This window comes from Bacillus sp. 3a, assembly GCF_017161885.1.
Lineage (GTDB): Bacteria > Bacillota > Bacilli > Bacillales > Bacillaceae > Bacillus > Bacillus safensis.
Genome location: NZ_CP067376.1, coordinates 503,195 through 529,648 on the forward strand (window position 1 = coordinate 503,195; position 26,454 = coordinate 529,648).

Consider the following 26,454-nt stretch of genomic DNA (forward strand, 5'->3'; position numbering starts at 1 on the left):
GGTATACCTCCTTTACAAGTAATCGATATTTGGGATAGATGGCTGCTTTTCTGGGAAAAGAAGAGTCCGCCAATGAGCGAGCGTTGGATTTGCTGCAAGCTCAACGAAATTGACTGTCGCTCCTTGCTGCCTCCACTTTTCCGCTAGGCTCATCATTCTAATAGAATCAAGCCCAAGGTAGACGAGATTCTCATCAAGTGGTATTTCATTTGGCTCGATTTGGAGATACTCAGCTACTTGGTGAACGATGGCCTCAAAGGATAAATCATCACTGTTTGCTTCTTGTCCTGTTAAACGACTGATGATTTGGTTTGTCGTTGTGGTGACTGCACAGCGTTCAGCTGCATAGGTCATCGCCATTTTGTGATGTTTCAGTGAAAAGTCAGCGACGGCATCGGCGACAAAAAAGGTTTCAATATCGAGCATGAATGCTTCTGCGGCTGTCAGCATACAGCCAATATGTGCATATACGCCAGTAATGATCAGTTGATCACGCCCGCCTTCTTGAAGAATATCCAAAAAATTAGATTTCTTGAATGCGCTATAACGCCATTTTGTCAGCATTGTATCTGCTTCAGATGGAGCAAGCTGATCAATGATTTTTGTCAATGCTTCATCATCACCAAGTCCAGGTCCCCAAAAATCTGTTAATAAGGCACGATCCTTCGGGTCTTGGTCACCAGGCTGAGCTGTGTAGACGACTGGAATGCCAAGTTCATTGCATGTATTACGTAATTGTTCAATATGCTGAACTAACTCTGTGATCGGTGATGTATCTTGTTGAAATGCATTTAAAAAATATTGCTGCATGTCATGTATCAGCAGAACAGCACGTTTCGGATCAGGTATCCAGTTCACTTTATTTTCGGGTAAATCTTGTGTGCTTGGCATTGGATATGCAGGAATAGTAGGGATTGCCATGATTTTCACTCCTTATTTTTATACGTTAGCAGTATGGGTTGCAGCTAATTCTCTTAATGCTTTTTTACTGACTTTGCCTACACCTGTTTGTGGGAACGCATCGATCCATTCAATGCGGTCAGGAATTTTATAGGCTGCGAGCCCGCGTTCTCTTAGAAATGATTTTAAGATGTGCGGTGCTGGTTTGTTGTTTCCTTTCGCAATAACAAAGGCACATGAGCGTTCGCCAAGAAATGGATCTGGCATAGACACCATGGCGGCATCATGAATGTCAGGATGCGCAAGTAAATGGTTTTCAACTTCTTCTGCGGCGACCTTTTCGCCGCCACGATTGATTTGATCCTTGTCTCTGCCTTCTACAACAACATTTCCTTCTTTGGTTAATCGCACGATGTCACCTGTTCTGTAAAAACCATCGGGTGTAAATGCTTTTTTGTTTTGTTCATCGGCTTTATAGTAGCCGCGAATCGTATAAGGCCCTCTTGTTAAAAGATGTCCAGCCACTTCATGCGGGACGGGCTTGTCCTCATCATCTACCACTAGTACCTCATCATATTCAGACATCGGGCGTCCTTGTGTATGAATTATGATATGTTCAGGATCATCTAATCTGGTATAGTTGACCAGACCTTCTGCCATGCCAAAAACTTGCTGTAACTTACATCCAAGGGCAGGCTTCACTCGTTTTGCTGCCTCAGCACTGAATTTAGCACCACCGACTTGTAAGACTTCAAGACTCGATAAGTCATCTGATCGATGAGGAGCGGCCTCTAGCCAAATCAATGCGATAGGTGGAACGACAGCGGTAATGGTCGCCCGTTCTTTTTCAATGAGTGGAAAGACGACATCAGGGCTTGATCCAGGTGCAAGAACGACTCTTCCGCCTGCGTATAACGTTCCAAGGACGCCAGGCGAGCTTAATGGATAGTTGTGTGCAACTGGAAGTGCAGCTAGATACACACTTTCTTGTGTGAGCTCGCACACCTCATTGCTTTTCCAAAGACTATAAATATAGTCATCATGTGTACGAGGAATGAGCTTTGAAAGGCCTGTGCTGCCTCCAGATAACTGAAGAAACGCAATATCGCTTGCCTCTACATGAATTTGAGGATCAAGTGCTGGGTCCTTGCGCAGATCATCCAAGCCAAGGAATTCCTCAGCTTCCCCTGCAACAATGACATGAGGTAATGAGGGAAGCTTTTCTTTCACTTGACGTGCGAGTGATCGATAATCAAAGCCGCCATCGATATCTGGTATGACATATGCATCTGCTTCGGCAAACTCAATAAAATAAGTGATTTCGCTGCTTCTATGAGATGGCAGAGAGAAGACGGGTAAAGCACCGATTCGAAATAAAGCGAAAATGACTTCAAAAAAAGCAGGAATGTTAGGAAGCTGCACGACAACTCGACTTCCTTTCTGAATTCCAAGCTGATGAAAACCGGCAGCAAGACTGCTGACGCGTTCGTCAAGTTCTTGGTAGCTTATGTGCGTATCAGCGTATGTAATGGCTGTTTTATTTCCTAACGATGCGGCGCGTTCACGAAGCATACCGCCAAAGGTTTCCCCACGCCAACAGCCGTTTTCACGGTAGCGTTTTGCAAATTCTTCTGGCCATGTAGGTGGTTGAACAAACATGTTTTTGTCATCTCCTATTTATTTTTATCACTGATGGATGCCCATCGCGTGAAGCATCGTGTTGAATTTTGCAGATGTTTCAGCTAGCTCTTCTTCTGCTTTTGATCCTTTGACCACTCCTGCACCAGCAAAGAGACGGAGAGAGTGACCCTCAGCTTCTGCACAACGAATGGTGACAATCCAATCCCCATCACCATTTGTATCTGCCCAACCGATCATTCCTGTGAAAAATCCTCGATCGAAGGGTTCAATCGCTTGAATGGCTTCACGTGCATCTGCTGTAGGTGTGCCGCATACTGCGGGTGTTGGATGAAGGCTAAGTGCCAAATCAATTGAGGACACACTGGAATCTATTAAGTCACCTTTGACCACAGTAGATAAATGCCACATCGTTTCTGTTTGAATGACGGATGGTGATGCAGGCACATCTAGTGTATGACAGTATGGAGTAAGCGCTTTAGTGACAGCTTCAACAACCACTGCGTGCTCGTGTAAATCCTTCGCTGAGGTAAGGAGTTCATCTCGGCGGCGCTGGTCTTCTACTGGATCTGAACTGCGCGGCCGAGAACCAGCGAGTGGATTGGAAATCACAGATGAACCAGTTTTTGAAAGAAGCAGTTCAGGGCTTGCCCCAAGAAGTGTGCGCTTTTGGGAAGATGCCGGGTCAGCTACATTTGCAGCAAACGTATAGCCAGTTGTATTATGACGAGCCAGTCGTTCGAGTATTGTTTTCGTATGAATATCTCGATTTGCTTTGAGATGGAGAGATCGAGAGAGTACGATTTTGCTAAGCTCTCCGTTCTCAATTTTAGCTAATCCTTCGTTCACACCATTCATGTAGACCTCTGGAGCGGGGACAGGTGTCACCTCATAGGATGGCGATGCCGCTTCTGACGCCTCATCACCTTGTTGAAATTCGAGTGGATCACTAAACTGTACATGGACTGGTACATTTAAACGAACGGGCTGCGCCGGATCAAACGGGACAGCACCTGACACAATCGGTGTTTGAATACCAGCTTGTTTGGCATCGTCAAATACATGCGCTACCCTTGTGGATAGTTCATTTAGCTGATTGGTTTCAATATGCTGGAAAATCCCTTCGGCAAGTATCGTGCGTTTAGGTGAAGCAAGAAAAAAAGCGCCTGGCTGATAGTCTTGAAGCAACTGTATTTTCTCTTCTGACGACAATAGTGAATGTTTCATGAAAAGGCCTCCTTTTAAATGAAATGCTAGATTCCGAGTGTGGCGCCGCCATCAATCGTGAGGTTCTGCATCGTAATATGACTGGATTGCTCAGATGCAAAGAAGATGACTGCATCAGCAATGTTTTGAGGATCAGCGATTTTTTGTAAAGGAATACCGGTTTTATACGTCTCTAATGAGCCTTTAATTACCTGATTTTCTCCTTGTTCATCAGACCATAAAGCCCATTGCATGGGTGTTGCGGTAGAGCCGGGAGAGACGACGTTGCATCTAATGCCATAGGCAGCCAGCTCTAAACCAAGTGTTTTTGTAAAGGAAGTAGCTGCTGCTTTTGAAGCGGCATAGGCAGCCATATTCATTCTAGGAATGGCACCTGCGTTAGAGCTGACAGTCACAATGACCCCTTCTGATCTTTTCATCATGTATTTGGAGACAGCTTGAGATACGTAAAAGACACCATGTGTGTTGACTGCGAAAGTTTGTTGCCAGTCGTCTGCACTAAGCTTGTCAATAGAACTGATTCGAAGAATGCCTGCTACATTGACCAGTAAATAAATAGAGCCAAGCTGCTTTTCAATTTGATCGACAATATGCTGAACAGAAGCTTGATCGGTGATGTCACCTGGATAGGCAAAGGCACGTATGCCTTCATCCTTCATTTGCTGGACGGTGCTTTGCAGCTGCTCTTCATTTGCGTCAACTGCTGCAATAATCGCCCCTTCTTCGGCTAGTCTTTTTGCGACTGCTTGTCCAATACCTTGACCTGCGCCTGTGATCAAGGCAATTTTTTGAGATAGACCATTGTGTTTCATGTGTTCACTGCCTTTCCTTCATGTCTGTGGTTGTGAAAGGATCATCATGATAGAGTGCAAAACGAAAAGCGTAATTCATCAGCACCGGTAAAACGGACGTATGTCCTTCATCAGGGAATTCGTGATAGGACGTATGCAAGCCATATGCGGATAAAGGCAGCATACGATTTGCTAGTCCATGTGCATGATCATTCATTTGACATGGATGATGTTTTTCTAACTCACCTACACCTACAAGCAGCCTGACATTCATAGACATCTGACGTATATGGCTGGTGAATTGGTGTTCCTTTTCTAGAAATAATTCTTTGTTCCAGTGGATAGAAGGACTGCCCGCAATATATGTCTGATAAGCATCAGGGTGCTCAAATAGTGTGTGTAATACAAAAAGACCGCCAAGAGAGTGTCCAAACAGTGTTTGACGACTCTGGTTGATCGGAAAGCGCTGCTCGATATAAGGCTTTACAATCTTTTCTAAAAAAGAAAAGAACGCAGAGGCCCCGCCATATGTATGGTTGGAGAAGTCCTTTCTTTTGCCACCAATGGAAGCGTCAGGGCCGGTAAGAGTGAGATCATAATGCCTGAGCGGATGATAGGGAGCTTCTGTCTGATAGCCAATTCCAACAATGATGGCAGGTACGACACCTGTTTTTTCAGGCCTTCTTGACTGTAAACGAAGTGCTTCGACCATTGAGCCAAAAAGTGAATTTCCATCAAGCACGTACATGACTGGAAAACCAGCCGCTGGAGGAGTTGTATTCGGTTTAAATATAAAAAGTCTGTAAGGGTGTGCTGTGATATCCAGCTGCTCCGTCCCAGGTATAAAAAAAGGACGGCTTTCACTGAAAAGAGAATCCTCAGTACCTATTCCTTCAGGGCGTTTGGACATGTGTAAAATATCCCCTTCCTCAAATTGACTCTCATATGCTGATAAAAGCAGGCTTGCGGATATAGGATGAGTGTAGAGATTGAAGAATGGTCCCTTCAAATGAAAATGATTCTCAATTATCACGCAAGCAAATCAAATGATAATGGTTATCAATTATGAAGTCAAATGTTCATTAAGTGGTGTAATTGATAATTTGATCTAAATTTTCGGAAAATAAAGGACTAAATAACTACCAAATGAATGGAAATAGGGAATGCCGGACTGAGTCATTTAAAAAGAGGAGAAATGCCAAAGACCTTGACCGTCACGGGATATTTACCATTTTCTTCTGTTTGATTCAGGAATATATATAGGTTTTTCTCCTTGAAATCATTTTGAGGAAAAATAAGTCTATAGACCTTCTTGTATTTTTAGGAAAAAAGAGGAGAATTTTTTGAAAAGCTGGTGAGCATATCTCACAACTTATTCAAATTCATGCGTAAATTCATATACAATTTTCTAAGGAAGACAAGATCGAAGGGAATGTAGGCAGAATGAAAACTCCATTAGGAAAGCTAAGGCTAAAACTGCTTGAACATCAGCTCAAACTGAAAAATACGTTTAATACGTTTACAGTGGAAGAATATCATGAAATGAAGCAATCATTACATGAAATACGGATGACATTTGCGGCCTATGAACAATGGGATTTATACCAGCGAGCCACCGATATGATCACCATCCTCCTCTTTCAACACGCCCTCAAGCAAAACCACCATTAACACCTTCACTTTTTATGAGCAGCGTATTTCTTATGGAAGCACGGTGCTGTTTTAAAGTTGGCCAAATATCATATAGCATCAAAAATGCGGAAATGAAAAAAGTAAGGGATGTCCCCTTACTTTTTTTCTGCAAACACCATTCAATTAAAATCCATCTGTGACATCATATTCGTAACGAATATCGGCTTTGACATTGCTCATAGTAGATCTCGCAGTAGCCTTTGCGTTGTACTTAAAGCTCCATTTTTGCGCGACTTTTAATTCATCTTCCAGTGAAATACGATAGGACCCACTTGTTGCAGATGAAACAAGTGATGTGTACCAAATATTACTTTCACTAGCCATCAGTTTGTGTGTGACATTTCCTTGGTTAGGCGATTGGGTACTAGTCGTTGAAATCGATTTAACGATAGCACGTTTAGGAACTGTGGAATTATTAGTTAAATCCATTGTAATGACTGAAGAATCAACTCCTAAAAAATTTAAAGAAGAATTCCCCAAGTTAGTAGCAGTCCCCGTAAAATTGAATGTCCCATTTCCAGATTTGATACGATCTTGGATGGAGACAGTAAAATACATATTTCCCGTATATGTACCACGGGTCACTTTCACAAAATAAGTTTCTGAAGTTGAAGTAACTTCACCAGTGTTGGCAAAAATAAATGGCGTTATTGAATCAGGATTAATAACTTCGGACCCTGTCCTAGAGTTTTTCGAATTATACACTTCGATTTTCATCCCTGTATATTGCTTATTATACGAACTTCTTACATAAACCCTTTCACCTTTATTGATCGTGAACTGATAATACGCTTCATTTTCACCTTCAGGTAAGATTGTTGTATCTGAACGACTATTTTTCCAATATCCCATTGAGCTGGCTGTGTTAGGACTGTTATTCCCCGTAATAGCCGCTTCCGCTGAATGAGGTGCAAAAAAACTAGTAACAAGCACGAATGCCAATGCAGGTAATAAAAAACGTTTGAAGATAGTATTTGTCATATTTTAACCCTCCTTGTAATAATTACTATATCGGATCAAAACTAACAAATTTTAACTGAAATGCCGATATATTTAATAATCACTAATTTTTTAAAAAAGGAGAATCAAAATGAATATTAATACGTCATACACGGCAGCTTCAAACAATCAGAACCGAATAGACTCTAAAGACCAATCAACGATTAAAAGTACAAATGAGGTGATGACCGAATCTGATAGACGGATGAAAATATTAGATGAAAAATACGAAAAAATAAATGAACAAAATAAACGTTTCAATGATCCTCAAGACCATATATATAATAAGTATAGAAACCCTTACTCTTCTTATTTCAGAAGTGATCTAACAAAACCGGAAAGAGAAGCTGCTTACATTATGGAAATGAGTTGGGCAAGGAATAATAAAGGTGGACAATATGACTTCAATGACGCCATCTTCCGTAATGAAAAACGGTACGATCCTACGCAAGAAAGTGTAGAAAAGAAAATACTCAATCGTCAAAAAGTGAACGAACAATTACAAGATTTATTCTCTAAAAACGGTATAACCATTCCTAAAAACACGAATTTAACCTTTACCATTGACCCGAACAATTTTAAATTAGTGGTAAGTGGTTCAAAAGATGAATCGCTGATGAAACAAATAGAAGACGTATTAAATACAACCAACAATACAAGAGAATTATTTTTCCATATCATGAAAAGCAGAAATGATGATTCTACTCAATTCACACCGGATTCTCTGGCCAAGTTCCATCTTGTCAATCAAATCAAAACGGTCACAGGCTACAATTTAAAGGATTTAAGCATTGTAAACGGTCAATTTGTAACGGATAACGGAACGAATATTTTTGATCTATACAAAGAAGAAATTCTTAAAAATCCATATACAGCAGAAAATGCGCGCGTTGCCGCTTCACATTATGGAGCACAGCTATTTGACCTAGCCAAAAACGGGTTTGATTCCATTCCAGATTTGGTGTTATCTATTGGTTATCAAAACGGTTCTTTACAAGACATTGGTCAAAAGGTGAATTATGGGGTTAAGAAAGCGATAGATTAACAAAACTTGAACGATGACAGATACAAAATCATTAGCGATAACGAAAGACTCTATAACAATTGATGTTACAGAGTCTTTTCTATTGAAATGCGCTGGTTTGCACAAAATATCAACATGGTAATTTTGACTATAGTCGATGTTTTTCACTTTTTTATTGATGAAAATGTTAAAATGATGAGTAGCGTATTTTTTTATGAAAGGACGGTGCTTGGCATGACGGAACTTCTCGATGACCGGCTGCCGCCGCAAAATATAGAAGCCGAGCAGGCCGTATTAGGTGCTGTTTTTTTAGAACCATCTGCGCTAACGCTCGCTTCTGAGGTATTAATTCCAGAGGATTTCTATAGAATGTCGCATCAAAAGATTTACAATGCGATGCTTGTACTTGGCGATAGAGGAGAACCGGTCGATCTTGTCACGGTGACATCTGAGCTTGCCAATACAGATTTACTAGAAGAGGTAGGCGGGATTTCGTATTTAACCGATATTGCGAACTCTGTCCCAACTGCCGCAAACATTGAATACTATGCAAAAATTGTAGAAGAGAAATCCATTTTAAGACGTCTGATCCGTACGGCGACAACCATTGCACAAGATGGATACACGCGTGAGGATGAAGTAGAGGACCTGTTGAGCGATGCTGAAAAGACCATTATGGAAGTGGCGCAGCGTAAAAACTCAGGAGCCTTTCAAAACATTAAGGACGTACTTGTTCAAACATACGATAATATTGAACAGCTTCATAACCGTAAAGGCGATATCACAGGGATTCCAACAGGTTTCTCTGAGCTTGACCGGATGACAGCTGGATTCCAGCGAAATGATTTAATCATTGTAGCGGCTCGTCCATCAGTAGGGAAAACCGCCTTCGCATTGAACATTGCCCAAAATGTTGCGACCAAAACGGACGAAAGTGTTGCTATCTTTAGTTTAGAGATGGGAGCTGAGCAGCTCGTTATGCGTATGCTTTGTGCAGAGGGGAATATCAACGCACAAAACCTAAGAACCGGTAATCTGACAGAAGAGGACTGGGGCAAGCTGACAATGGCGATGGGCTCGCTGTCAAACAGTGGGATTTTCATTGATGATACACCTGGAATTAGAGTAAGTGAAATTCGCTCGAAATGCCGCCGCTTGAAGCAAGAAAATGGTCTTGGCATGATCCTGATTGACTACTTGCAGCTCATTCAAGGAAGCGGACGGTCAAGTGATAACCGTCAGCAGGAGGTTTCTGAAATCTCTAGGGCATTAAAATCGCTGGCAAGGGAGCTTGAAGTTCCGGTTATTGCCTTGTCTCAGCTTTCCCGTGGGGTAGAGCAGCGTCAGGACAAACGTCCGATGATGTCTGATATTCGTGAATCAGGAAGTATCGAGCAGGATGCCGATATCGTGGCATTCCTTTATCGTGATGATTACTATGACAAAGAATCAGAGAATAAGAACATTATTGAAATCATTATTGCCAAACAGCGTAACGGTCCAGTTGGTACAGTATCACTGGCGTTCGTCAAAGAATATAACAAGTTCGTCAATCTGGAAAGAAGATTTGATGATGCGGGAGTTCCGCCCGGTGCTTAAAGCCCAGCTCAAGAAGCTGGGCTTTTTTGATTGATCTACATCGAAAGAATGATTGAAAAAACAATCAAAATGAGGAGGAGAGAGAAAAAGAGAGAGCGTATACTAAAAGGAGAAAAGGAGTGAAGACTGATGAAATTTCAACAGTTTGAAGCCGCTCAATTACGTATCGCACGCCCAACCGTCAACATGAAAGAGGTTGTTTCTTTTTATGAAGAAGGCTTAGGGCTCAAACGAATAGGCTCATTTGATCAGCATGAAGGGTACGATGGTGTGATGCTAGGGCTGCCTCACCAGCATGTTCATTTAGAAATCACCAAACATGAAGAAGAAGACAGCCTGCCCGTCCCGCATCCAGAACAGCTGCTTGTTTTTTATATTCCAGATGCAGAGGAATTTCAGCAAATGAAAAAGAGATTGCTCTCATTTGGCGGACGGCAAGTCACCTCAACAAATCCATATTGGGAACGAGGAGGAGCAACCATTGAAGATCCAGATGGGTACCGAGTTGTCCTCATGAACACAGATGGAATCACCCCCGTTTAAAAAAAGACTCCCACGTCCGGGAGTCTTTTCTGTTATGAACGAGATGTCACACGCAGTTTCAGCTCTTTCAATCCATACATACTGCTGCTTGTCATTGGAACGTAAGAGAGAAGCTCCAGCGCCTCATATCGTTCCATTAAGACCTTCATAGCAGTGCATGCTTCAAGACGAGCAAGCGGTGCGCCTAGACAGAAATGGATGCCGTGCCCGAAACCAATATGAGGGTTAGGATGGCGGTGTATATCAAATTCATGTGCGTTTGAAAAATGACGCTCATCCCGGTTGGCAGACGCAAGAAACACGATGACATTGTCCCCCTTTTTCAACATTTTTCCTCCGAGCACTGTGTCTTCTGTGACATAGCGGACGATCGTAGGAGCTGGTGCACGAAAACGGACTGCTTCCTCTACCGCTCGAGGAATAAGTTCAGGAGATTGAGCGAGTGCTTTATACGTACCTGGCTGTTCTAACAAGCTAAAGACCATATTGGAGATCAAATTAGTGGTTGTTTCATTGCCAGCTAAAAGAAGAAGATTACAGAATGGAATTAATTCATCCGCTGACAGCTTGTCTCCATTCTCCTCCGCTTGGATGAGGAGAGAAATCAAATCATCACCGAGGTTGTGACGTTTTCTTTCAATAGTGTCTGCAAAAAACGCCATCATGTCAGCTTCTCCTTGGTCCCGAATTTTCTGCCATTCAGCGACATCCTCCGTATCTTCACTTTTAGGCATACTGACGAGAATATCTGACCATTCTTTAAAGGATTGTTTATGCTCTGACGGCACACCTAAAAGCTCTGCGATCACGATGACTGGGAGTGGATACGAAATGTTTTGAACAAGGTCAATCTCTTGTTTTCCTTCTAATTCTGCCATGAGTTCTTCCATCAATTCTTGAATACGCGGCTCCCACGATTTCATGACTCGAGGTGTAAAGGCTTTGCTGACAATGGAGCGGATGCGAGTGTGATTGGGCGGGTCCATCATCACCATTGTTTTCATCAAGGAATGCTTCCGCCGGTCTTTAGGCGGCTGACTCGAAAAGGTATCTTTATCGATTGTCACACGCTTTGCTTCCTCGTAGGTGAATACACTCCACGTTTGGCTGGCTTCATCAAAATGAACAGGTGATGTCTGACGCATGTTGGCATACCAATCGAACGGGTGATACGGATCCTGCTTATGTTTCCCTCTTAATAACGCTTTTTGCACGGCATTTGGTGTTGTTGTTTCCACGATTATCACTCCTTATGGGTTGTCAGATGATTCCTTTTTTTCATTGTGTTAGATTAAAGTTAATTCATCAGCCTGGGGGATTCAACCAACAGAAAAACGAAATCTGTTGAAGAAAAGAGGAAGGGGAGAGCGGCTTGTGGCGGACTGCTACAGAGGGGATAAGCGCGCAACGGAATCAAAACAGCATTTAAGAAAAGCGTTATTTCAGTTATTAAGAGAAAAAGAGTGGGGCAAAATTTCTGTACAGGATTTGACGAAGAGGGCAGGCATCCACCGGACGACTTTTTATCAGCATTATGAGGATAAATTTGATCTTGCCCAGCAGGTGATGGCTGAGATGTTTGATGTGATGAAAGATGCTATTTTTGCTCCTGTATCGGAAGAAGATTGGCAAGAAGAGCATGCAGCATATGTGTATATTTTTCGCTTTTATCAGCATTTGCAGGAACATGAAGAGGAGTATCAAATTCTCTTGAAAAGAGGCCGAGAGCTCAATATTCGTCAAACGGTTTGTGCTTTTTTTGAAGATAGCTTTTCTTTAGGGGCAGAGGAGGTCGCAGGTAAAAAGGCTGCTCGGCATCTTGTTCCTCTCGACATGCAGAAGCAATTCGTCATGTCCGCTTATGCTGGCACGGCTGAATGGTGGCTGAGGACAGGAAGACCGTACTCACCTGATTTTATGGCAAGTTCAATGATTCAGCTGATTCAAAATCAATCAAAATAGGGACAAATCAAAATCGTTGTTTTTACTCAAAATCTCCCTTTTTAAGCATTGAAGAGACGATTAAAGCGCTTTTTCTCATATTTAAAACGAACAAAATTCAATTTCGAGATATTAATGTTCGGATTTCGCGTTGACTTTTTCATTGTGCATTGATAAAATAAATGTGTTTGAAAGAGATAACGTTTTGAAAGGTTAACGGAGGTGCACGATATGTCTTCAGTAGTCGTAGTAGGTACGCAGTGGGGTGACGAAGGGAAAGGGAAAATTACCGATTTCCTTTCAGAAAATGCAGAGGTGATTGCCCGTTATCAAGGGGGAAACAATGCAGGTCACACGATCAAATTTGATGGAGTGACATACAAGCTACACCTCATTCCATCCGGTATTTTTTATAAAGAGAAAACTTGTGTCATCGGTAATGGAATGGTGGTTGATCCTAAAGCGTTGGTCACTGAGCTTGCGTATCTTCACGAACGGAATGTGAGTACAGATAACCTCAGAATCAGCAATAGAGCCCATGTTATTCTGCCTTACCATTTAAAATTGGACGAGGTAGAAGAGGAGCGGAAAGGGGCTAACAAGATCGGTACGACGAAAAAAGGAATCGGACCAGCTTATATGGATAAAGCTGCCCGCGTTGGTATCCGCGTCGCAGATCTATTAGATCGTGAAGTATTTGAAGAGAAGCTTGCACGCAATCTAGAAGAGAAAAATCGTCTTTTAGAGAAAATGTACGACACAGAAGGCTTCAAGATTGAAGATATTTTAGACGAGTATTATGAATATGGCCAGCAAGTGAAAAAATATGTCGTAGACACATCTGTTGTTTTGAATGATGCACTAGATGAAGGCCGCCGCGTGTTATTTGAAGGAGCACAAGGGGTCATGCTTGATATTGATCAAGGGACATACCCATTTGTGACGTCATCTAACCCGGTAGCTGGAGGCGTGACGATTGGTTCTGGTGTAGGACCAACAAAAATCCAACATGTAGTCGGCGTGTCAAAAGCGTACACAACACGTGTTGGAGATGGCCCATTCCCAACAGAACTCCATGATGAAATTGGCGATCAAATTCGTGAGGTTGGCCGTGAATACGGTACGACAACTGGACGCCCGCGCCGTGTCGGCTGGTTTGACAGCGTTGTTGTCCGTCATGCACGCCGTGTGAGCGGAATTACAGATTTATCTCTTAACTCAATTGATGTACTGACAGGGATTGAAAAATTGAAAATCTGTGTCGCTTATAAATTGAATGGAGAAATCACTGAGGAATTCCCAGCAAGCCTAAATGAATTAGCGAAATGTGAGCCTGTCTACGAAGAAATGCCAGGATGGACAGAGGATATTACAGGCGTAAAGAACTTAAGTGAACTGCCTGCAAATGCCCGCCATTATTTAGAGCGCATTTCACAATTAACAGGTATTCCACTTTCCATTTTCTCAGTCGGACCAGATCGTTCACAAACGAACGTTGTCCGCAGCGTGTACCGTCCATAAGAATAGATTGATGAGGCACCAGTAAAATCTCGCATTTTACTGGTGTTTTTTTGTTTAAATATTTCTTAATTTCAGTAGAACGGACTTCCGGTCATTACCAAAATATGATAACTGTATAGGAGGAAGGAGCGTTCTAGTGAAAGAAAGAATACGATTATTAGATATTTTACGAGGTTTTGCCATACTAGGCACCTTGGGAACGAACGTCTGGTTTTTTGCGTATGCAGGGGATACCTTTGCGACAGATCAGATTGCGGATGAATATGAAAATGGTAGTTTTCTAGAAAGTCTTGTCTCCATGTTCGTTTATGGAAAAATGCTCTCGCTGCTCACGATCATGTTTGGTGTTGGATTGGAGCTGAAATACCAGCAGGCAAAAAGGAAGGACACGCCTTGGCCGGGTACTTATTTATGGATTCTTTTATTTTTATTTATCGAAGGCTTTGTTCATTTTACACTTGTGATGGAATATGATGTGCTCATGAGCTATGCCGTTACGGGGCTGCTTGTGGCTTACATTGTACGGGGAGGAAGCAGGCGCATCAAAAAGGGCATGGTGTTCTCAGGTGTGATTCATCTGCTCGTGATGTCATGTCTGATGCTGTACTCCCTCTCTGAAATGGAGTCAGCGACCGATGATCAAAGCGGTGAACCAGCGCTGGAAGAGCAGCTGCCAGAGACATGGATTTCGCAGGTTCAAGAACGGTTACAACACTTCTTCATGTACCGAGAAGAAGCGGTCTTTATTATTCCAATGAACACATTTCTGTTTTTATTAGGTGTGCGGATGATGAGAGCCGGTGTATTTTATGCAAATGAACGCGGACAATCTCTCCGGAGAATATTGTTCCGAATTGGACTGTGGGTTGGTCTGCCGCTGAATGCACTAGTCTTCGTTCCGAACGATCTAGTGGAATTTATGGTGCGCTACGCCTTTTCACCATTTCTCTCTATTTTCTATATAGCTGTCATTGCGAAGCTCCTCGCACGCACGGAGTCATGGTTCATGTGGAATTGGTTTGAATATGTAGGGAAAATGGCGCTTAGCTGCTACATTCTGCAAAATGTCATCTGCTCCATTCTTTTTTATAGCTGGGGATTGGGTCTTGGCGGTCAAATCAATGCGCCTCTTATTGTATTGGCATGGCTGTTGATTTCACTTCTGCAAATCGCGATTTCAGCATTTTGCCTAAAGGTTTGGAGAATTGGACCAATGGAATATATCCGTTCACGGGCACTTCGCAGGGTGACGATGAAACAAGCATCATAAAGGGGAGAGCACAATGTTTTTTAAAAAAATGACGAAAAGAGAACAAGCGAATGCACATAAAGCTGCTGTGCCGGCATTTGTCTTTTATCTTCTAGCATTAGGAGGGCATGCGCTGTACGCGTTTTTCCAAGGTGACAGACCACCGGTTACTTTTGTCATTCTCATGGCGGGTATCTTTGTTTTTTTCACCGCAGACTGGCTATATAATAAAAAGCGTTCATAAAAAAAGCCCTCATCGCGAGGGCTTTTTCCTTACTTCAGGCTTTTATATTGGCCTTTTAAATTTTTGCGGATGTACTGAATGATTTTGCGTAGTTCGTTGGCGTGCGGTCTGCCAAACGGACTTGTTTGTCTTTGCTGATAGAGCACTTGACCTTTTTCATTTAATAAGAAATAGGCGGGTTCACCGTGCACCCCGTGGTCTTCATATGGGGCATCTTCCCCGTGATAGTGGACTTCATATGCTTTTAATGACGTGAGGTCATGGTCATACATGATCGGGAAGGACAGTCCCTCTTTATCCGCAAATGCCTTCAAGTCATCAGGGTTATCCGTGGAAATCGCCATCAAGTGAATATCCTTGTCCTGAAAATATGATTGCTGCTGTTCGAGCTCTTTTAACTCTTCTACACATACCGGACACCAAGATCCTCTAAAGAAAACGATCAGGTGCCAGCTTTGATGCTCCTCTAAATGTTTGTCGAAATCAATGTGATCGCCCTGTATTGTTGGAAGTGAAAAGTTGGGCATTTTATCTCCTAATTTGAATGAACTCATACTGCTTCCTCCTTTTTCAATGACAATGTCACTTGTTTCATGTATAGCCATTTTTGAGCGGCCTGAAACGTGTCTATGTGTTTGAGTAGGCAGAAGACATCCGAAAAGGCGTATCTAATGAAGGCGGTTGCAGAAGTGGGAGCTTTGATAGGAGATATTTAAATCCGACACTTTTTTTAAAAAATGTCGAAAAACGTATTGCCATATGTAATTACTCTATGATATTATAAATCTCGTTGTTGCAAAGGTCTCTGAAACTTGTTAGGATGCGATGTTCCAGCTTTTTTAAAGCGATTGGTTTGGCGCAATACAGCTTCTTCAGATTCACTTTTCACAAACCGAGAGCCATTAGCTCAGTTGGTAGAGCATCTGACTTTTAATCAGAGGGTCGAAGGTTCGAGTCCTTCATGGCTCACCATGTATTGGCCCGTTGGTCAAGCGGTTAAGACACCGCCCTTTCACGGCGGTAACACGGGTTCGAATCCCGTACGGGTCATTGATTTACTTTAGCGTTAAGCTAATTTTTTCCTCACTTGCTTGAAGGAGCACCACGATTGCTTTTTCGGGCAAGTTACTGAGGTCCGGTAGTTCAGTTGGTTAGAATGCCTGCCTGTCACGCAGGAGGTCGCGGGTTCGAGTCCCGTCCGGACCGCCATTTATACATATTCATCTTTTTGATGATGGCTCGGTAGCTCAGTTGGTAGAGCAACGGACTGAAAATCCGTGTGTCGGCGGTTCGATTCCGTCCCGAGCCACTTCCAAACGCATCTGCAATCGCAGGTGCGTTTTTATTATGAAAAGAAGGCATAAAAAGGGAGAAGCCGGACCTAGGTAGGGCCCGGCTCCATAAGAAGAAGACGTTACATCTATATAGACGGCTGGTGATTGGAAAAGTTTCAATAAAAAAGGAAAAAGTCATCAATTTTTTCGGGCGGCGCCTTCCTATCCAACGTTTACTAGAAAAGAAAGCCGTTATTATTTTTATCTTTGCCACGTAAAACGTTATAATAGACAGTGAGCCTTTTTTTCATAAACGAAAAAGGCGTAATGATACATGCAAAATGGAATGACATAGATGCTAAAAATGCAGGAGGAAATCACAATGGAAAAAAAGATTCTTGTCGTAGATGATGAAAAACCGATTGCTGATATATTGGAATTTAATTTAAGGAAAGAGGGCTATGAGGTTCATTGTGCATATGATGGAAACGAAGCCCTTGAAATGGTAGAAGAAATCAAGCCGGACATTATTCTGCTCGACATTATGCTGCCGAATAAAGATGGTGTTGAAGTATGCCGTGAAGTGAGAAAGAAATATGACATGCCGATTATCATGCTGACAGCAAAAGACTCTGAAATTGATAAAGTCATCGGCCTGGAGCTTGGCGCAGATGATTATGTGACGAAACCTTTCAGCACACGTGAGCTGCTTGCCCGTGTGAAAGCGAATTTGAGAAGACAAACCGCTGCTCCGCAGACGGAGGAAGAATCTGAATCAAATGATATTGAGGTTGGATCACTTGTTATTTATCCAGATGCGTATGTGGTGTCTAAGCGCGAGGAAACGATAGAATTAACGCACCGTGAGTTCGAACTGCTTCATTACTTAGCGAAACATATCGGACAAGTCATGACACGTGAGCACTTGCTGCAAACGGTATGGGGCTACGATTACTTCGGGGATGTCCGTACAGTAGACGTCACAGTCCGTCGTCTTCGTGAGAAGATTGAAGACAACCCTAGCCACCCGAGCTGGATCGTGACAAGACGAGGCGTCGGCTACTATTTAAGAAACCCAGAGCAGGACTAAGATTCTTATGAGTAAAGTAGGTTTTTTCCGCTCGATTCACTTTAAATTGACCTTGATTTACGTGCTGCTGATCATCGTTGCCATGCAGATCATTGGCGTGTACTTTGTGAAGCAGCTAGAGCAGTCCTTAATTAATTCATATGATAATTCCTTGAATCAGCGAATCTACTCGTTATCGTATTACCTAGAACAAGATTCATCGAAGAGCAAGGCAGAATTAAAAGAGGATGCTCAAAAGATATTAAACGATTTTAACAACAAAGATGAGTCTAATGAAATCTCTGAAGTCAGCTATATTGATGAAAGCAGAGAGGTCATTGCCTCTGTCAATAACGGCAGCCAAGAGATTGCCGGAAAGAAAATCACTGATCAAATCATTAGCCGTATTTTTGCGGTTGGCAAAGACTATGAGAAAAAATTCTATGACCCTGAGTCAAATAAAAGGGTGCGTATTTCTGCGACAGCCGTAAAAAATGAGAACCAAGAGACCGTTGGTGTGATTTATGTTGTGTCTTCAATGGAAAGTGTGTTTAACCAAATGCGAACCATTAACACCATTTTAGCGACTGGGACACTGATTGCACTTGGGACGACTGCTCTACTTGGTATCTTCATCTTTAGAACGATCACTCATCCTATTTCAGATATGAGAAAGCAGGCGATCGAGCTTGCCAAAGGGAACTTCTCCAGAAAGGTCCGGAAGTATGGACATGACGAGATTGGCCAGCTTGCGACAACCTTTAACCATCTGACGAGAGAGCTGGAGGAAGCTCAGCTGATGACGGAGGGGGAGCGGAAAAAGCTTTCTTCTGTCATTGCCTATATGACGGACGGTGTCATCGCAACGAATCAAAACGGTGCGATTATTCTATTAAACAGCCCCGCATTAGAGCTGTTAAATGTTTCACGTGAAACAGCTTTAGAGATGCCGATCACGTCTTTGCTTGGCTTAGAGGAAACTCATACATTTGAAGATTTAGTCGAAAATCAAGATTCCATGCTGATAGAAATTGAGCGCGAAGATCAGCTGTCTGTATTGCGTGTTAATTTCTCCGTCATTCAGAAAGAGCATGGGAAAATTGATGGCTTAATTGCGGTCATTTATGACGTCACAGAGCAGGAGAAAATTGATGCGGAACGCCGTGAATTCGTCGCGAACGTATCGCATGAGCTGCGCACACCGCTGACGACGATGCGAAGCTATCTTGAGGCACTGGCTGAAGGTGCGATTGGTGATAAAGAGCTTGCGCCAAGATTTCTCAGTGTCACGCAAAATGAAACGGAGCGCATGATCCGGCTTGTCAATGACCTGCTGCAGCTGTCTAAGTTCGACAGCAAGGATTATCAATTCAATCGTGAGTGGACGAACTTTATCAGGTTTATCTCGCTCGTCATTGATCGTTTTGAAATGACGAAGGAGCAGCATGTCGATTTTATCCGCAACCTGCCGCAGCGTGAAGTATATGTAGAAATCGATCAAGATAAAATTACACAGGTGCTCGATAATATCATTTCCAATGCCATGAAATACTCACCAGAGGGTGGACATATCACGTTTACCGTTGATCTGGATGAAGAGAAAGGCCTTGTGTTATTCAGCGTCAAAGATGAAGGAATCGGTATTCCGAAAAAGGATATGGATAAAATCTTTGAACGTTTTTATCGGGTAGATAAAGCAAGAACAAGAAAGCTTGGCGGAACCGGCCTCGGTCTTGCGATTGCAAAAGAAATGGTTCAAGCTCATGGCGGAGATATTTGGGCTGACAGCATTGAAGGAAAAGGGACAACGGTGACCTTTACCCTTCCGTACAATGAAGAACAAGAGGATGATTGGGATGAAGCGTGAGACCTTTAAAACCATAATATTGACAATCCTAATTGCGATCAGTCTTGTATTTACGTGGAATATCTGGATGTTCCAGCCCGTCATGCAGGATCAGGCAGATACCGGCACAAAGGTCGTGGAAACGAAGAAGATTTCAAGCGACGAGCCTAGAAGTCTCATTGATGTCGTGAAGCCGCGCGAGATGTTCATCCATTCAAATGGAGAGCATTTTAAAGTGGATCAAAAGGAACTCTTTCAAAACTTTTGGAATGATGTGAGCCTTTGGGATGTCAAAGAGATTAATGATGTGTCAGATCAATATTCCGAGCAGAAATTTAAGAATTTCTTCTATGGACGCGAAGGACAAGGGAAGACATTGGATCTTGTGTTCAATGATCCGATTCCGATTGATATTTTCCAAGCGCTCTTTAAATGGCCGAACAAGTCCATTGAATACAACTCGTTTGATCGGATGATCGTGCCGTTCGCTCAGCAGGATAAGGCGAATAAAAAAGTATATTTGGTCTCATACAGCAAGGAGACGGTGCTTGAGCTGACAATTGAGTCCGCCAATTACCGTAATCTAATGAACAGTATCGCAGCGGCTCAAAACGAGATGCCGCGCTATGATCTTTATACATTCTCGACGAATTCTAAACGAGATTTCCTTCTTCCGAGAAAGCAAAAGCAGCTTGAAGCGAAGATGTTCTTTATCGAAACGATTAAGACAAACAAGTTCAAAGACGCTTTGTTTACGGACCCGAGCCTTGTCGGTGAGGAATCTAATTTAAACCGGACAGTGTACACAGATGGCACAAGCCGCCTTGAAGCCAATCAAAAAGACCACCGCATTCAATATCAGCACCGCAATATCAATTCCAGCACTGTTTTCCAAACGGGGGATTTGATTAAGCGAAGCGTGAAATATTTCAATGATACGGGAAGCTTTACTGATGACTATCAATATTTTGGTATCAACAGCAACCAACAGCTGTCCTTTAATATGTTTATGGACGGTCTGCCGATTGTGAACAGTACAAAGCATCCATTTGGGATGACCTCCCTTGAAGTTCAATGGGCGAATGATGACATTTTGAATTACAAGCGTCCAAACTATATTCTTGGCAATAAAGCGAGTCAAAGTGAACAGGTCAAGCTGATGAACGGGACAGAGCTGAAGGACTTGATCATCAAGCAGACGAAATATGATGATCTGGAGAAAATTGAACAGATTTTCCCTGCATATCAAGCTGCTTCAACTCCATCAGATCAAGATCAAGCGATGTTTGTCTGGCTGGAGCCTGTATGGTGCATGAAATATAACGGCAAAACCGTGATTCTATCGAATGATCTTTTGACAGAGGGGAGCGAGAATCATGGAGTGGAATAAGACCAAAACGATCTTTATCCTAGCTTTTCTCGTTCTCGATATCTTTCTAGGTTTTCAATACTTTGAAAAACGGTCAACCGATCATTTTGCGATTATCGAAAAAACGGATACGCTGGAAGAAATGAAGGCAGACGGGATCAAATATGGCAATCTATCAGATGAAGCGAAGATTGGATACCGCATTACAGCTGAAAAGAAGCAATATACGAAAAAGGATGTCGACGGATTAGCTGATCAAAAGGCGAAAAGCACATTCCCGAAAACAGAAAAAGATGATCCTGTCACGCTGCTTGAAATGACCTTCAACAAGCCAGTTGCCTTGCCGAAAAAGGATATTAAAACAGCGGCGACGAACCTTGTGAACCAGCGTTTGCTGGATGGGAAGAATTATAAGCTGTGGAATATAGATGAGGAGACAGGGAAAATCGTCTTTTTCCAAACGTATAAAGGGAAATACATCTTCCAAGAAGGCCTTGATGACACCGAAACCATCGGGCAAATCACCTTAAATCTCAATGATCAAAACGAAGTCGTCTCTTATCAGCAATCGATGGTGACATCGATTAATGAAGTGAGAAAAGAAACCCTTGTCCCAGCACTTGAAACCGTGAAGGACTTATATACGCAAAATATGCTGAGTCAAAACACGACCGTGAAAAAGGTAGAGCTTGGCTACTATACGCAATACCCAGGGGCAAGCACGCAAGTCATGGTTCCTGTATGGCGGGTGGAGCTTGAAGGCGTATCAGCAGGTTCAAAGAAAAAGACAGAGGAAGAATATTTGATCAATGCCATCGATGGCTCAACACTTGATCATATAGAGAAAGATGACAAATCTTCAATGGAGTGAGAGAACATGAGCTTGCAGTTCAGTGTACTAGCGAGCGGAAGTACGGGGAACGCTTTTTATTTAGAAACAGACGAGCATGCCTTTTTGGTGGATGCTGGTTTAAGCGGCAAACAGATGGTCGAGCTGCTTGGCCAAATCGACCGCAAGCCTGAGGACTTGGACGGCATTTTTGTGACACACGAGCACTCCGATCATATTAAAGGGCTTGGTGTCATGGCAAGAAAGTACAAGCTTCCTGTCTATGCAAATGCGAAAACATGGAAGGCGATGGAATCTCATATCGGAAAAATTGATACAGAGCAGAAATTCCATTTTGATATGGAGACCGTTCAATCCTTTGGCGGCCTTGATGTCGAGTCATTTGGCGTCTCACACGATGCGGCAGAGCCTATGTTTTACGTGTTCCATTATGGAGGGCGCAAACTTGCCCTCATGACGGATACAGGCTATGTGAGTGACCGCATGAAAGGTATTATTAAGTCAGCCAATACGTTTGTGTTTGAGAGCAATCATGATGTCGGGATGCTGCAAATGGGCCGATACCCATGGAGCATTAAGCGCAGAATTCTAAGCGATGTCGGACATGTATCAAATGAAGATGCTGCTCTTGCAATGACAGATGTCATTGGAGATGCCACCTCACGCATTTATTTGGCTCACTTGAGTCAAGACAACAACATGAAGGATTTAGCCCGTATGGCGGTCCAGCAGACGCTTGAAATGAAGGGCTTTGTTGTGGGGGACGGCTTTGATTTATTTGATACGGACCCGAAAAAAGCAACCCCGCTTTGCGCCGTATGATTTTTATAATCGTATGATTAAGATAAGAGCTTCTTACCAACACTATATACATCATCTATTCACTGAAAGGAAGGAAACATAGTGGATTATCGCGATGTAGAGTGGAAGCCGAGACGAAGCAGAAAAGGATATTTTCTTTCTGGTTTGATCGGTGTATTGGTAGGAGCTTTTTTAATGGGATTCTTTTTCCCCTATGTATCTGGACAGAGCGGCAGTCCCTTTGGATGGCATCAGAACGGTGATGGGCAAGCATCACAGGGTCCTTTAAAGACGGTGAATGTAAACGTCAATGATGCTGTCACGAAAGTGGTGTCTAATATGTCAGATACGGTGGTCGGCGTCATTAATATCCAAAAGTCGAGCTTTTGGGAGGAAGGCGGAGAAGCAGGCAGCGGGTCAGGTGTGATCTATAAGAAAAAGGGTGACACGTTTTATATTGTCACAAACCATCACGTCATCAAAGGCGCCAACCAGCTTGAAGTGAGCCTCCATGACGGGACAAGAATTAGTGCCAATCTTGTCGGCAGCGATCAGCTCATGGATTTAGCTGTTCTCACTGTCAAAAGTGATAAAATCAAGAAAACCGCAGCCTTCGGTAACTCAGATCATGTGAAGCCGGGTGAGCCAGTCATCGCCATTGGAAATCCATTAGGGCTTGAATTCGCAGGCTCTGTCACACAAGGAGTCATTTCAGGCACAGAGCGTGCGATCCCTGTTGACTCAAATGGAGACGGACAGACGGATTGGAATGCAGAAGTACTGCAAACAGACGCTGCCATCAATCCTGGAAACAGCGGTGGTGCTTTGATCAATATGGACGGAAAGGTGATCGGCATCAATTCAATGAAGATTGCTGAATCAGAGGTAGAAGGAATCGGGCTGTCTATTCCAGCGAATCTGGTCATTCCTGTCATAGAGGATTTAGAGCGCTACGGAGAGGTAAAGCGTCCGTATCTTGGCGTCGGCATGAAATCATTAGCGGATATTGCGAGCTACCACTGGCAGGAAACATTGAAGCTGCCCTCCAAGGTCACATCTGGGGTTGTTGTCATGAGTGTTGAGCCTTTATCTCCAGCAGGAAAAGCGGGACTAAAAGAGCTGGATGTCGTGACCTCCTTTGATGGCAAGAGTGTACAAAATATCGTAGATCTTCGTAAGTACTTATATCAAAGGAAGGTCGGCGACAAGGTAAAGGTGCAATTTTACCGAAGCGGGAAGAAAAAATCAGCAGAAATCAAACTTTCTCAAACCGACCGATATGGCGGCTAACCAGTTCCAGTAAGGGACTGGTTTTTTTTGCATGCTCATCATATGATAATGGAGAGGGGGCGGTACGATTGATTACACTACAACGGATGTCACAAACTGATTACGATGTATTGATGGAGAAAGCCATTCAGCGGTATGCGGAAGAAAAGGTACTCGCAGGAACATGGAAGAAGGAAGAATCACTTGCGAACGCAGAAGAACAATTTGACAGGCTTCTTCCAGAAGGACTTCAGACAGAGCATCATGAGCTGTGGAATTTCTTAAACGGAGATGAAGCGATTGGCTGGGTTTGGCTTTGTTATGACCCGAATCACCCGCAGCATGAAGGATTTATTTATAACTTTATTTTGTTTGAAGCTTATCGAGGAAAAGGTTTTGCAAAGCAGGCCATTGCTGCATTAGAGGAGCAGGCAAAGTCATTAGGTGTGCAAAAACTCTCGCTCCATGTCTTTGCTCACAATCAAATCGCCCGTTCGCTGTACGAGAAAACGGGATTTGCAGAAACCGGTATTTATATGAGTAAACCTTTATAAAAAAGAAGAAGTACCGTGCAGAAAGCGTACGGTACTTTTTTATGAGGACATCATGGCATCCTGAGCCGTGACTCTGTATAAATCGACTTTACACTTCACGAAAGCGCGAATGATCGCTGGAACTTGAGCTTCTGAACGAATTAACAATGAGGTCTCGTCATCACTGATCACAAGATCTGTTCCGACAGTTTGTAGGTACTGCGTGAGAACAGGTTTCACCTCATCATCAATCCATGCATGCTTGAAGGTTGCACGTATGTTTGAGGATGTGATGGTTTTCTCTTGAGGATGAGTATGTGGGGACACTAATTTTCCTTCAGAAATGAACGCCGTTTTGGTACAAATACTATTGGTGAACCTTGGGCGGTCAGCTGTTAAAAAGACGGTTTTCCCTTCATCCTTTAATGTTTCAATGACCCGCTGAATGTGGAAAATCGAATCTGCATCAATATCGGCAAAAGGCTCGTCGAGTAAAATAAATTCCGGCTGATGGGCAATGGCCTGCGCCATTCCAAGCCGCTTTTTCATACCAGGTGTGAAGGCACCGACCTTCTCCTGATGATCGTGATGTAAGCCGACAAATTCGAGCAGTTCTTCATAATCACTCGTCTTCTGGCGTGTTCCGGTGATTTTTGATAAGTAAGCAATATGCTCAAGAGCCGTAAGACCTTCATATAAATCCGTATATTCAGGCAGAACACCGATATGCTGTCTCACTTTTTTTAGCGAAGGCATATTCATCACTGTAAACGTACCAGAGGTAGGGCGGGAGATGCCGGTAATGATATTGAAAAACGTCGTCTTACCAGATCCCTTTGGTCCAATGAGGCCGAAGATATCGCCCTGATTGACATCAAGATTAATATGATCTAATGCGACTTTTGTACGATATTTTTTTGTGAGCCCTTTTGTATGAAGCATCTACACATCCCTCCTTTGAAACAATAGTGCAGTTCCAATGAGTAAGATAACGGTCAATGCCGTGTTCATTAGGACATAGGTCAGCGGTTCACTCCAGCGCGCATAATAATAAGGCGTCATATATTGGAACCAATGAATCATTCGTTCTGAAGAAAGAACAGAAATCATACTGACGATTGGGAAAAGAAAGGAAAATAACATACCGACAAACATTGATTTCTGCGGTGTTGGAAAGAGCATGGACAAAAATAAAGCACATGAGATACCGACACTGATAAAGGTTAAGATTTTTAAGGCATCTGAGAACAGAAAACGGTGTGAAATCACCATATTCAGCACATATGTCGTCATAATACAGCTAAGCCAAAACAGCATCAGTCCAAGATATTTCCCGATGATAATGTTCAAACGGGTTGTTTTACTGACGAGAAAACGAATGGTTTTCAAATGAATTTCGCGGCTTAAAATATCATGAGACAACAAAAAAATAAGGAAGAAACCAAATAAAGACATCACCAGTTCATTCCCAATAGAATAAGGATCCTTTGCCAGCTCCCATTGTTCCTGATGAGCAGCGATAAACGGAAGACTTGAAACAAAAGTAGATAAAATGAAAATAATAACAATTGTTAAAATAGATTTTGTGCTTTTGAAGAGCTGCTTAAACTCATTCATACAGATGGTCCACACACGCTGTACCTCCCTTCACCTTTATTATACCCCTAGAAAAGAAAGACACCATATCTCGCTCTTTAACATTTGTTTAAATTTCATAAAAAGAAGACTCTTCCAGCACCAGTTGACTCATTTTTAAAAATGTTCAGAAAAATATCTTGATTTATGAAAAAACATCATGTATGATAGCTTTAATTCAAGATAGTTATACAGGCAATGACGAGAGAAAGTACAATCATCAATTTTTTCACAGAGAGCTTCGGCAGCTGAAAAGAAGCAAAAATAATGATTCGAAAAATGGTCTCTGAGCCTCGTGCTGAACATATCTATGATATTAGTAGGTGACGACGAGAGTTGGTACTCGTTATCAAAACCACAGTATATGAGCCAGATTGGAGCTTTGTACTTGTAGAGGCTGTTTAGCGCGAGCAAACAGTAAATAAAGGTGGTACCACGAG

At 42.7% G+C, this 26,454-nt stretch carries 25 protein-coding genes, 4 tRNA genes and 1 other annotated feature (1 of these 30 running past the window's edge); of the genes, 19 read left to right on the plus strand and 10 right to left on the minus strand.

The window, feature by feature from the left end:
• Nucleotides 1-12 precede the first annotated feature (12 nt).
• The 5 genes from JJ692_RS02385 to JJ692_RS02405 are packed head-to-tail and all read right to left on the minus strand — an operon-like array spanning nt 13 to nt 5,466.
• A complete protein-coding gene (locus JJ692_RS02385; protein WP_041105837.1) occupies nt 13-921 on the minus strand; it encodes an isochorismatase family protein in 909 nt (302 codons plus the stop codon).
• Between the two features lie 18 nt (nt 922-939).
• Nucleotides 940-2,559 carry a (2,3-dihydroxybenzoyl)adenylate synthase gene (locus tag JJ692_RS02390; protein ID WP_206534164.1) on the minus strand — a complete coding sequence of 540 codons (1,620 nt, stop codon included), beginning with the start codon at nt 2,557-2,559 and terminating at the stop codon, nt 940-942.
• A 27-nt stretch (nt 2,560-2,586) separates the two neighbouring features.
• On the minus strand, nt 2,587-3,765 hold the full coding sequence (dhbC, locus tag JJ692_RS02395) for an isochorismate synthase DhbC (protein WP_206534165.1): 1,179 nt from the start codon (nt 3,763-3,765) through the stop codon (nt 2,587-2,589).
• Nucleotides 3,766-3,791: 26 nt separating this feature from the next.
• The gene (locus JJ692_RS02400; protein ID WP_103132527.1) at nt 3,792-4,577 is read right to left on the minus strand and encodes a 2,3-dihydro-2,3-dihydroxybenzoate dehydrogenase; all 786 of its coding nucleotides are present in this window, start codon (nt 4,575-4,577) and stop codon (nt 3,792-3,794) included.
• Between the two features lie 4 nt (nt 4,578-4,581).
• Nucleotides 4,582-5,466: an alpha/beta hydrolase gene (locus tag JJ692_RS02405; RefSeq protein ID WP_103132528.1), complete on the minus strand. Its 885-nt coding sequence runs from the start codon at nt 5,464-5,466 to the stop codon at nt 4,582-4,584.
• Between the two features lie 533 nt (nt 5,467-5,999).
• Here JJ692_RS02405 and JJ692_RS02410 point away from each other — a divergent pair.
• Complete coding sequence (locus JJ692_RS02410) at nt 6,000-6,227, plus strand: hypothetical protein (protein ID WP_206534166.1); 228 nt, start codon at nt 6,000-6,002, stop codon at nt 6,225-6,227.
• Between the two features lie 144 nt (nt 6,228-6,371).
• Here the strand turns inward: JJ692_RS02410 and JJ692_RS02415 are convergent, their stop codons facing one another.
• Nucleotides 6,372-7,229 (minus strand): hypothetical protein, encoded by an 858-nt coding sequence (locus tag JJ692_RS02415; RefSeq protein WP_206534167.1) that lies wholly within the window; start codon nt 7,227-7,229, stop codon nt 6,372-6,374.
• Nucleotides 7,230-7,338: 109 nt separating this feature from the next.
• Between JJ692_RS02415 and JJ692_RS02420 the strand changes: the two genes are divergently transcribed.
• The 3 genes from JJ692_RS02420 (at nt 7,339) to JJ692_RS02430 (ending at nt 10,413) form a co-directional block, all read left to right on the plus strand.
• Nucleotides 7,339-8,292 (plus strand): DUF4885 family protein, encoded by a 954-nt coding sequence (locus JJ692_RS02420; protein ID WP_206534168.1) that lies wholly within the window; start codon nt 7,339-7,341, stop codon nt 8,290-8,292.
• Nucleotides 8,293-8,505: 213 nt separating this feature from the next.
• Entirely contained in the window at nt 8,506-9,870 is a 1,365-nt protein-coding gene (dnaB, locus tag JJ692_RS02425) for a replicative DNA helicase (RefSeq protein WP_003214779.1), read from the plus strand.
• A 129-nt stretch (nt 9,871-9,999) separates the two neighbouring features.
• Nucleotides 10,000-10,413 carry a VOC family protein gene (locus JJ692_RS02430; protein WP_024424033.1) on the plus strand — a complete coding sequence of 138 codons (414 nt, stop codon included), beginning with the start codon at nt 10,000-10,002 and terminating at the stop codon, nt 10,411-10,413.
• Nucleotides 10,414-10,445: 32 nt separating this feature from the next.
• On the opposite strand, the gene JJ692_RS02435 is transcribed toward JJ692_RS02430, so the two are convergent.
• Nucleotides 10,446-11,651: a cytochrome P450 gene (locus tag JJ692_RS02435; protein ID WP_133744924.1), complete on the minus strand. Its 1,206-nt coding sequence runs from the start codon at nt 11,649-11,651 to the stop codon at nt 10,446-10,448.
• 136 nt (nt 11,652-11,787) lie between these two features.
• Here JJ692_RS02435 and JJ692_RS02440 point away from each other — a divergent pair, with 136 nt between their 5' ends.
• From JJ692_RS02440 to JJ692_RS02455, 4 genes are all read left to right on the plus strand, one after another.
• Nucleotides 11,788-12,375, plus strand: coding sequence for a TetR/AcrR family transcriptional regulator (locus tag JJ692_RS02440; protein WP_044333093.1), 588 nt, complete (start codon nt 11,788-11,790; stop codon nt 12,373-12,375).
• A gap of 210 nt (nt 12,376-12,585) precedes the next feature.
• A complete protein-coding gene (locus tag JJ692_RS02445; RefSeq protein WP_024424032.1) occupies nt 12,586-13,875 on the plus strand; it encodes an adenylosuccinate synthase in 1,290 nt (429 codons plus the stop codon).
• A gap of 136 nt (nt 13,876-14,011) precedes the next feature.
• A complete protein-coding gene (locus JJ692_RS02450) occupies nt 14,012-15,145 on the plus strand; it encodes a DUF418 domain-containing protein (RefSeq protein WP_198457321.1) in 1,134 nt (377 codons plus the stop codon).
• Between the two features lie 13 nt (nt 15,146-15,158).
• Complete coding sequence (locus tag JJ692_RS02455) at nt 15,159-15,368, plus strand: hypothetical protein (RefSeq protein ID WP_073208146.1); 210 nt, start codon at nt 15,159-15,161, stop codon at nt 15,366-15,368.
• A 29-nt stretch (nt 15,369-15,397) separates the two neighbouring features.
• On the opposite strand, the gene JJ692_RS02460 is transcribed toward JJ692_RS02455, so the two are convergent.
• Nucleotides 15,398-15,922 carry a peroxiredoxin family protein gene (locus tag JJ692_RS02460; protein WP_024424031.1) on the minus strand — a complete coding sequence of 175 codons (525 nt, stop codon included), beginning with the start codon at nt 15,920-15,922 and terminating at the stop codon, nt 15,398-15,400.
• Nucleotides 15,923-16,264: 342 nt separating this feature from the next.
• On the opposite strand from JJ692_RS02460, the gene JJ692_RS02465 reads away from it, so the two are divergent.
• The 11 genes from JJ692_RS02465 (at nt 16,265) to JJ692_RS02515 (ending at nt 24,400) form a co-directional block, all read left to right on the plus strand.
• Nucleotides 16,265-16,340: transfer RNA gene (locus JJ692_RS02465), tRNA-Lys, on the plus strand.
• 6 nt (nt 16,341-16,346) lie between these two features.
• A tRNA-Glu gene (locus tag JJ692_RS02470) sits at nt 16,347-16,418 on the plus strand.
• Nucleotides 16,419-16,500: 82 nt separating this feature from the next.
• Nucleotides 16,501-16,577 (plus strand) — tRNA-Asp (locus tag JJ692_RS02475).
• A 27-nt stretch (nt 16,578-16,604) separates the two neighbouring features.
• Nucleotides 16,605-16,677, plus strand: a tRNA-Phe gene (locus JJ692_RS02480).
• A 347-nt stretch (nt 16,678-17,024) separates the two neighbouring features.
• A complete protein-coding gene (gene yycF, locus JJ692_RS02485) occupies nt 17,025-17,732 on the plus strand; it encodes a response regulator YycF (RefSeq protein ID WP_024424030.1) in 708 nt (235 codons plus the stop codon).
• Nucleotides 17,733-17,739: 7 nt separating this feature from the next.
• On the plus strand, nt 17,740-19,578 hold the full coding sequence (gene walK, locus JJ692_RS02490) for a cell wall metabolism sensor histidine kinase WalK (protein ID WP_024424029.1): 1,839 nt from the start codon (nt 17,740-17,742) through the stop codon (nt 19,576-19,578).
• Complete coding sequence (gene yycH, locus JJ692_RS02495; RefSeq protein WP_024424028.1) at nt 19,568-20,947, plus strand: two-component system activity regulator YycH; 1,380 nt, start codon at nt 19,568-19,570, stop codon at nt 20,945-20,947. The genes walK and yycH overlap by 11 nt, the downstream gene beginning before the upstream one ends.
• Nucleotides 20,934-21,797, plus strand: coding sequence for a two-component system regulatory protein YycI (locus JJ692_RS02500; protein WP_024427621.1), 864 nt, complete (start codon nt 20,934-20,936; stop codon nt 21,795-21,797). The genes yycH and JJ692_RS02500 overlap by 14 nt, the downstream gene beginning before the upstream one ends.
• A 6-nt stretch (nt 21,798-21,803) precedes the next feature.
• Nucleotides 21,804-22,598, plus strand: a complete 795-nt coding sequence (locus tag JJ692_RS02505; RefSeq protein ID WP_024424026.1) for an MBL fold metallo-hydrolase — start codon at nt 21,804-21,806, stop codon at nt 22,596-22,598.
• A gap of 78 nt (nt 22,599-22,676) precedes the next feature.
• Nucleotides 22,677-23,867, plus strand: coding sequence for a S1C family serine protease (locus JJ692_RS02510; protein ID WP_481747507.1), 1,191 nt, complete (start codon nt 22,677-22,679; stop codon nt 23,865-23,867).
• Between the two features lie 68 nt (nt 23,868-23,935).
• Entirely contained in the window at nt 23,936-24,400 is a 465-nt protein-coding gene (locus JJ692_RS02515) for a GNAT family N-acetyltransferase (protein ID WP_206534170.1), read from the plus strand.
• A gap of 39 nt (nt 24,401-24,439) precedes the next feature.
• Here JJ692_RS02515 and JJ692_RS02520 read toward each other — a convergent pair whose 3' ends face one another.
• Both JJ692_RS02520 and JJ692_RS02525 read right to left on the minus strand, forming a co-directional pair.
• Nucleotides 24,440-25,321 (minus strand): ABC transporter ATP-binding protein, encoded by an 882-nt coding sequence (locus tag JJ692_RS02520; protein ID WP_122632109.1) that lies wholly within the window; start codon nt 25,319-25,321, stop codon nt 24,440-24,442.
• Nucleotides 25,322-26,011: an ABC transporter permease subunit gene (locus JJ692_RS02525; RefSeq protein WP_122632108.1), complete on the minus strand. Its 690-nt coding sequence runs from the start codon at nt 26,009-26,011 to the stop codon at nt 25,322-25,324.
• Nucleotides 26,012-26,203: 192 nt separating this feature from the next.
• Nucleotides 26,204-26,454 (plus strand) — a binding site (T-box leader); it runs 20 nt beyond the window's last position.

Excerpts from the sequence above, each read along its gene's own strand:
- JJ692_RS02385 (WP_041105837.1), bottom strand. The coding sequence starts at position 921 with ATGGCAATCCCTACTATTCCTGCATATCCAATGCCAAGCACACAAGAT.
- JJ692_RS02390 (WP_206534164.1), bottom strand. The coding sequence starts at position 2,559 with ATGTTTGTTCAACCACCTACATGGCCAGAAGAATTTGCAAAACGCTAC.
- dhbC (WP_206534165.1), bottom strand. The coding sequence starts at position 3,765 with ATGAAACATTCACTATTGTCGTCAGAAGAGAAAATACAGTTGCTTCAA.
- JJ692_RS02400 (WP_103132527.1), bottom strand. The coding sequence starts at position 4,577 with ATGAAACACAATGGTCTATCTCAAAAAATTGCCTTGATCACAGGCGCA.
- JJ692_RS02405 (WP_103132528.1), bottom strand. The coding sequence starts at position 5,466 with ATGTCCAAACGCCCTGAAGGAATAGGTACTGAGGATTCTCTTTTCAGT.
- JJ692_RS02410 (WP_206534166.1), top strand. The coding sequence starts at position 6,000 with ATGAAAACTCCATTAGGAAAGCTAAGGCTAAAACTGCTTGAACATCAG.
- JJ692_RS02415 (WP_206534167.1), bottom strand. The coding sequence starts at position 7,229 with ATGACAAATACTATCTTCAAACGTTTTTTATTACCTGCATTGGCATTC.
- JJ692_RS02420 (WP_206534168.1), top strand. The coding sequence starts at position 7,339 with ATGAATATTAATACGTCATACACGGCAGCTTCAAACAATCAGAACCGA.
- dnaB (WP_003214779.1), top strand. The coding sequence starts at position 8,506 with ATGACGGAACTTCTCGATGACCGGCTGCCGCCGCAAAATATAGAAGCC.
- JJ692_RS02430 (WP_024424033.1), top strand. The coding sequence starts at position 10,000 with ATGAAATTTCAACAGTTTGAAGCCGCTCAATTACGTATCGCACGCCCA.
- JJ692_RS02445 (WP_024424032.1), top strand. The coding sequence starts at position 12,586 with ATGTCTTCAGTAGTCGTAGTAGGTACGCAGTGGGGTGACGAAGGGAAA.
- JJ692_RS02455 (WP_073208146.1), top strand. The coding sequence starts at position 15,159 with ATGTTTTTTAAAAAAATGACGAAAAGAGAACAAGCGAATGCACATAAA.
- JJ692_RS02460 (WP_024424031.1), bottom strand. The coding sequence starts at position 15,922 with ATGAGTTCATTCAAATTAGGAGATAAAATGCCCAACTTTTCACTTCCA.
- yycF (WP_024424030.1), top strand. The coding sequence starts at position 17,025 with ATGGAAAAAAAGATTCTTGTCGTAGATGATGAAAAACCGATTGCTGAT.
- walK (WP_024424029.1), top strand. The coding sequence starts at position 17,740 with ATGAGTAAAGTAGGTTTTTTCCGCTCGATTCACTTTAAATTGACCTTG.
- yycH (WP_024424028.1), top strand. The coding sequence starts at position 19,568 with ATGAAGCGTGAGACCTTTAAAACCATAATATTGACAATCCTAATTGCG.
- JJ692_RS02500 (WP_024427621.1), top strand. The coding sequence starts at position 20,934 with ATGGAGTGGAATAAGACCAAAACGATCTTTATCCTAGCTTTTCTCGTT.
- JJ692_RS02505 (WP_024424026.1), top strand. The coding sequence starts at position 21,804 with ATGAGCTTGCAGTTCAGTGTACTAGCGAGCGGAAGTACGGGGAACGCT.
- JJ692_RS02520 (WP_122632109.1), bottom strand. The coding sequence starts at position 25,321 with ATGCTTCATACAAAAGGGCTCACAAAAAAATATCGTACAAAAGTCGCA.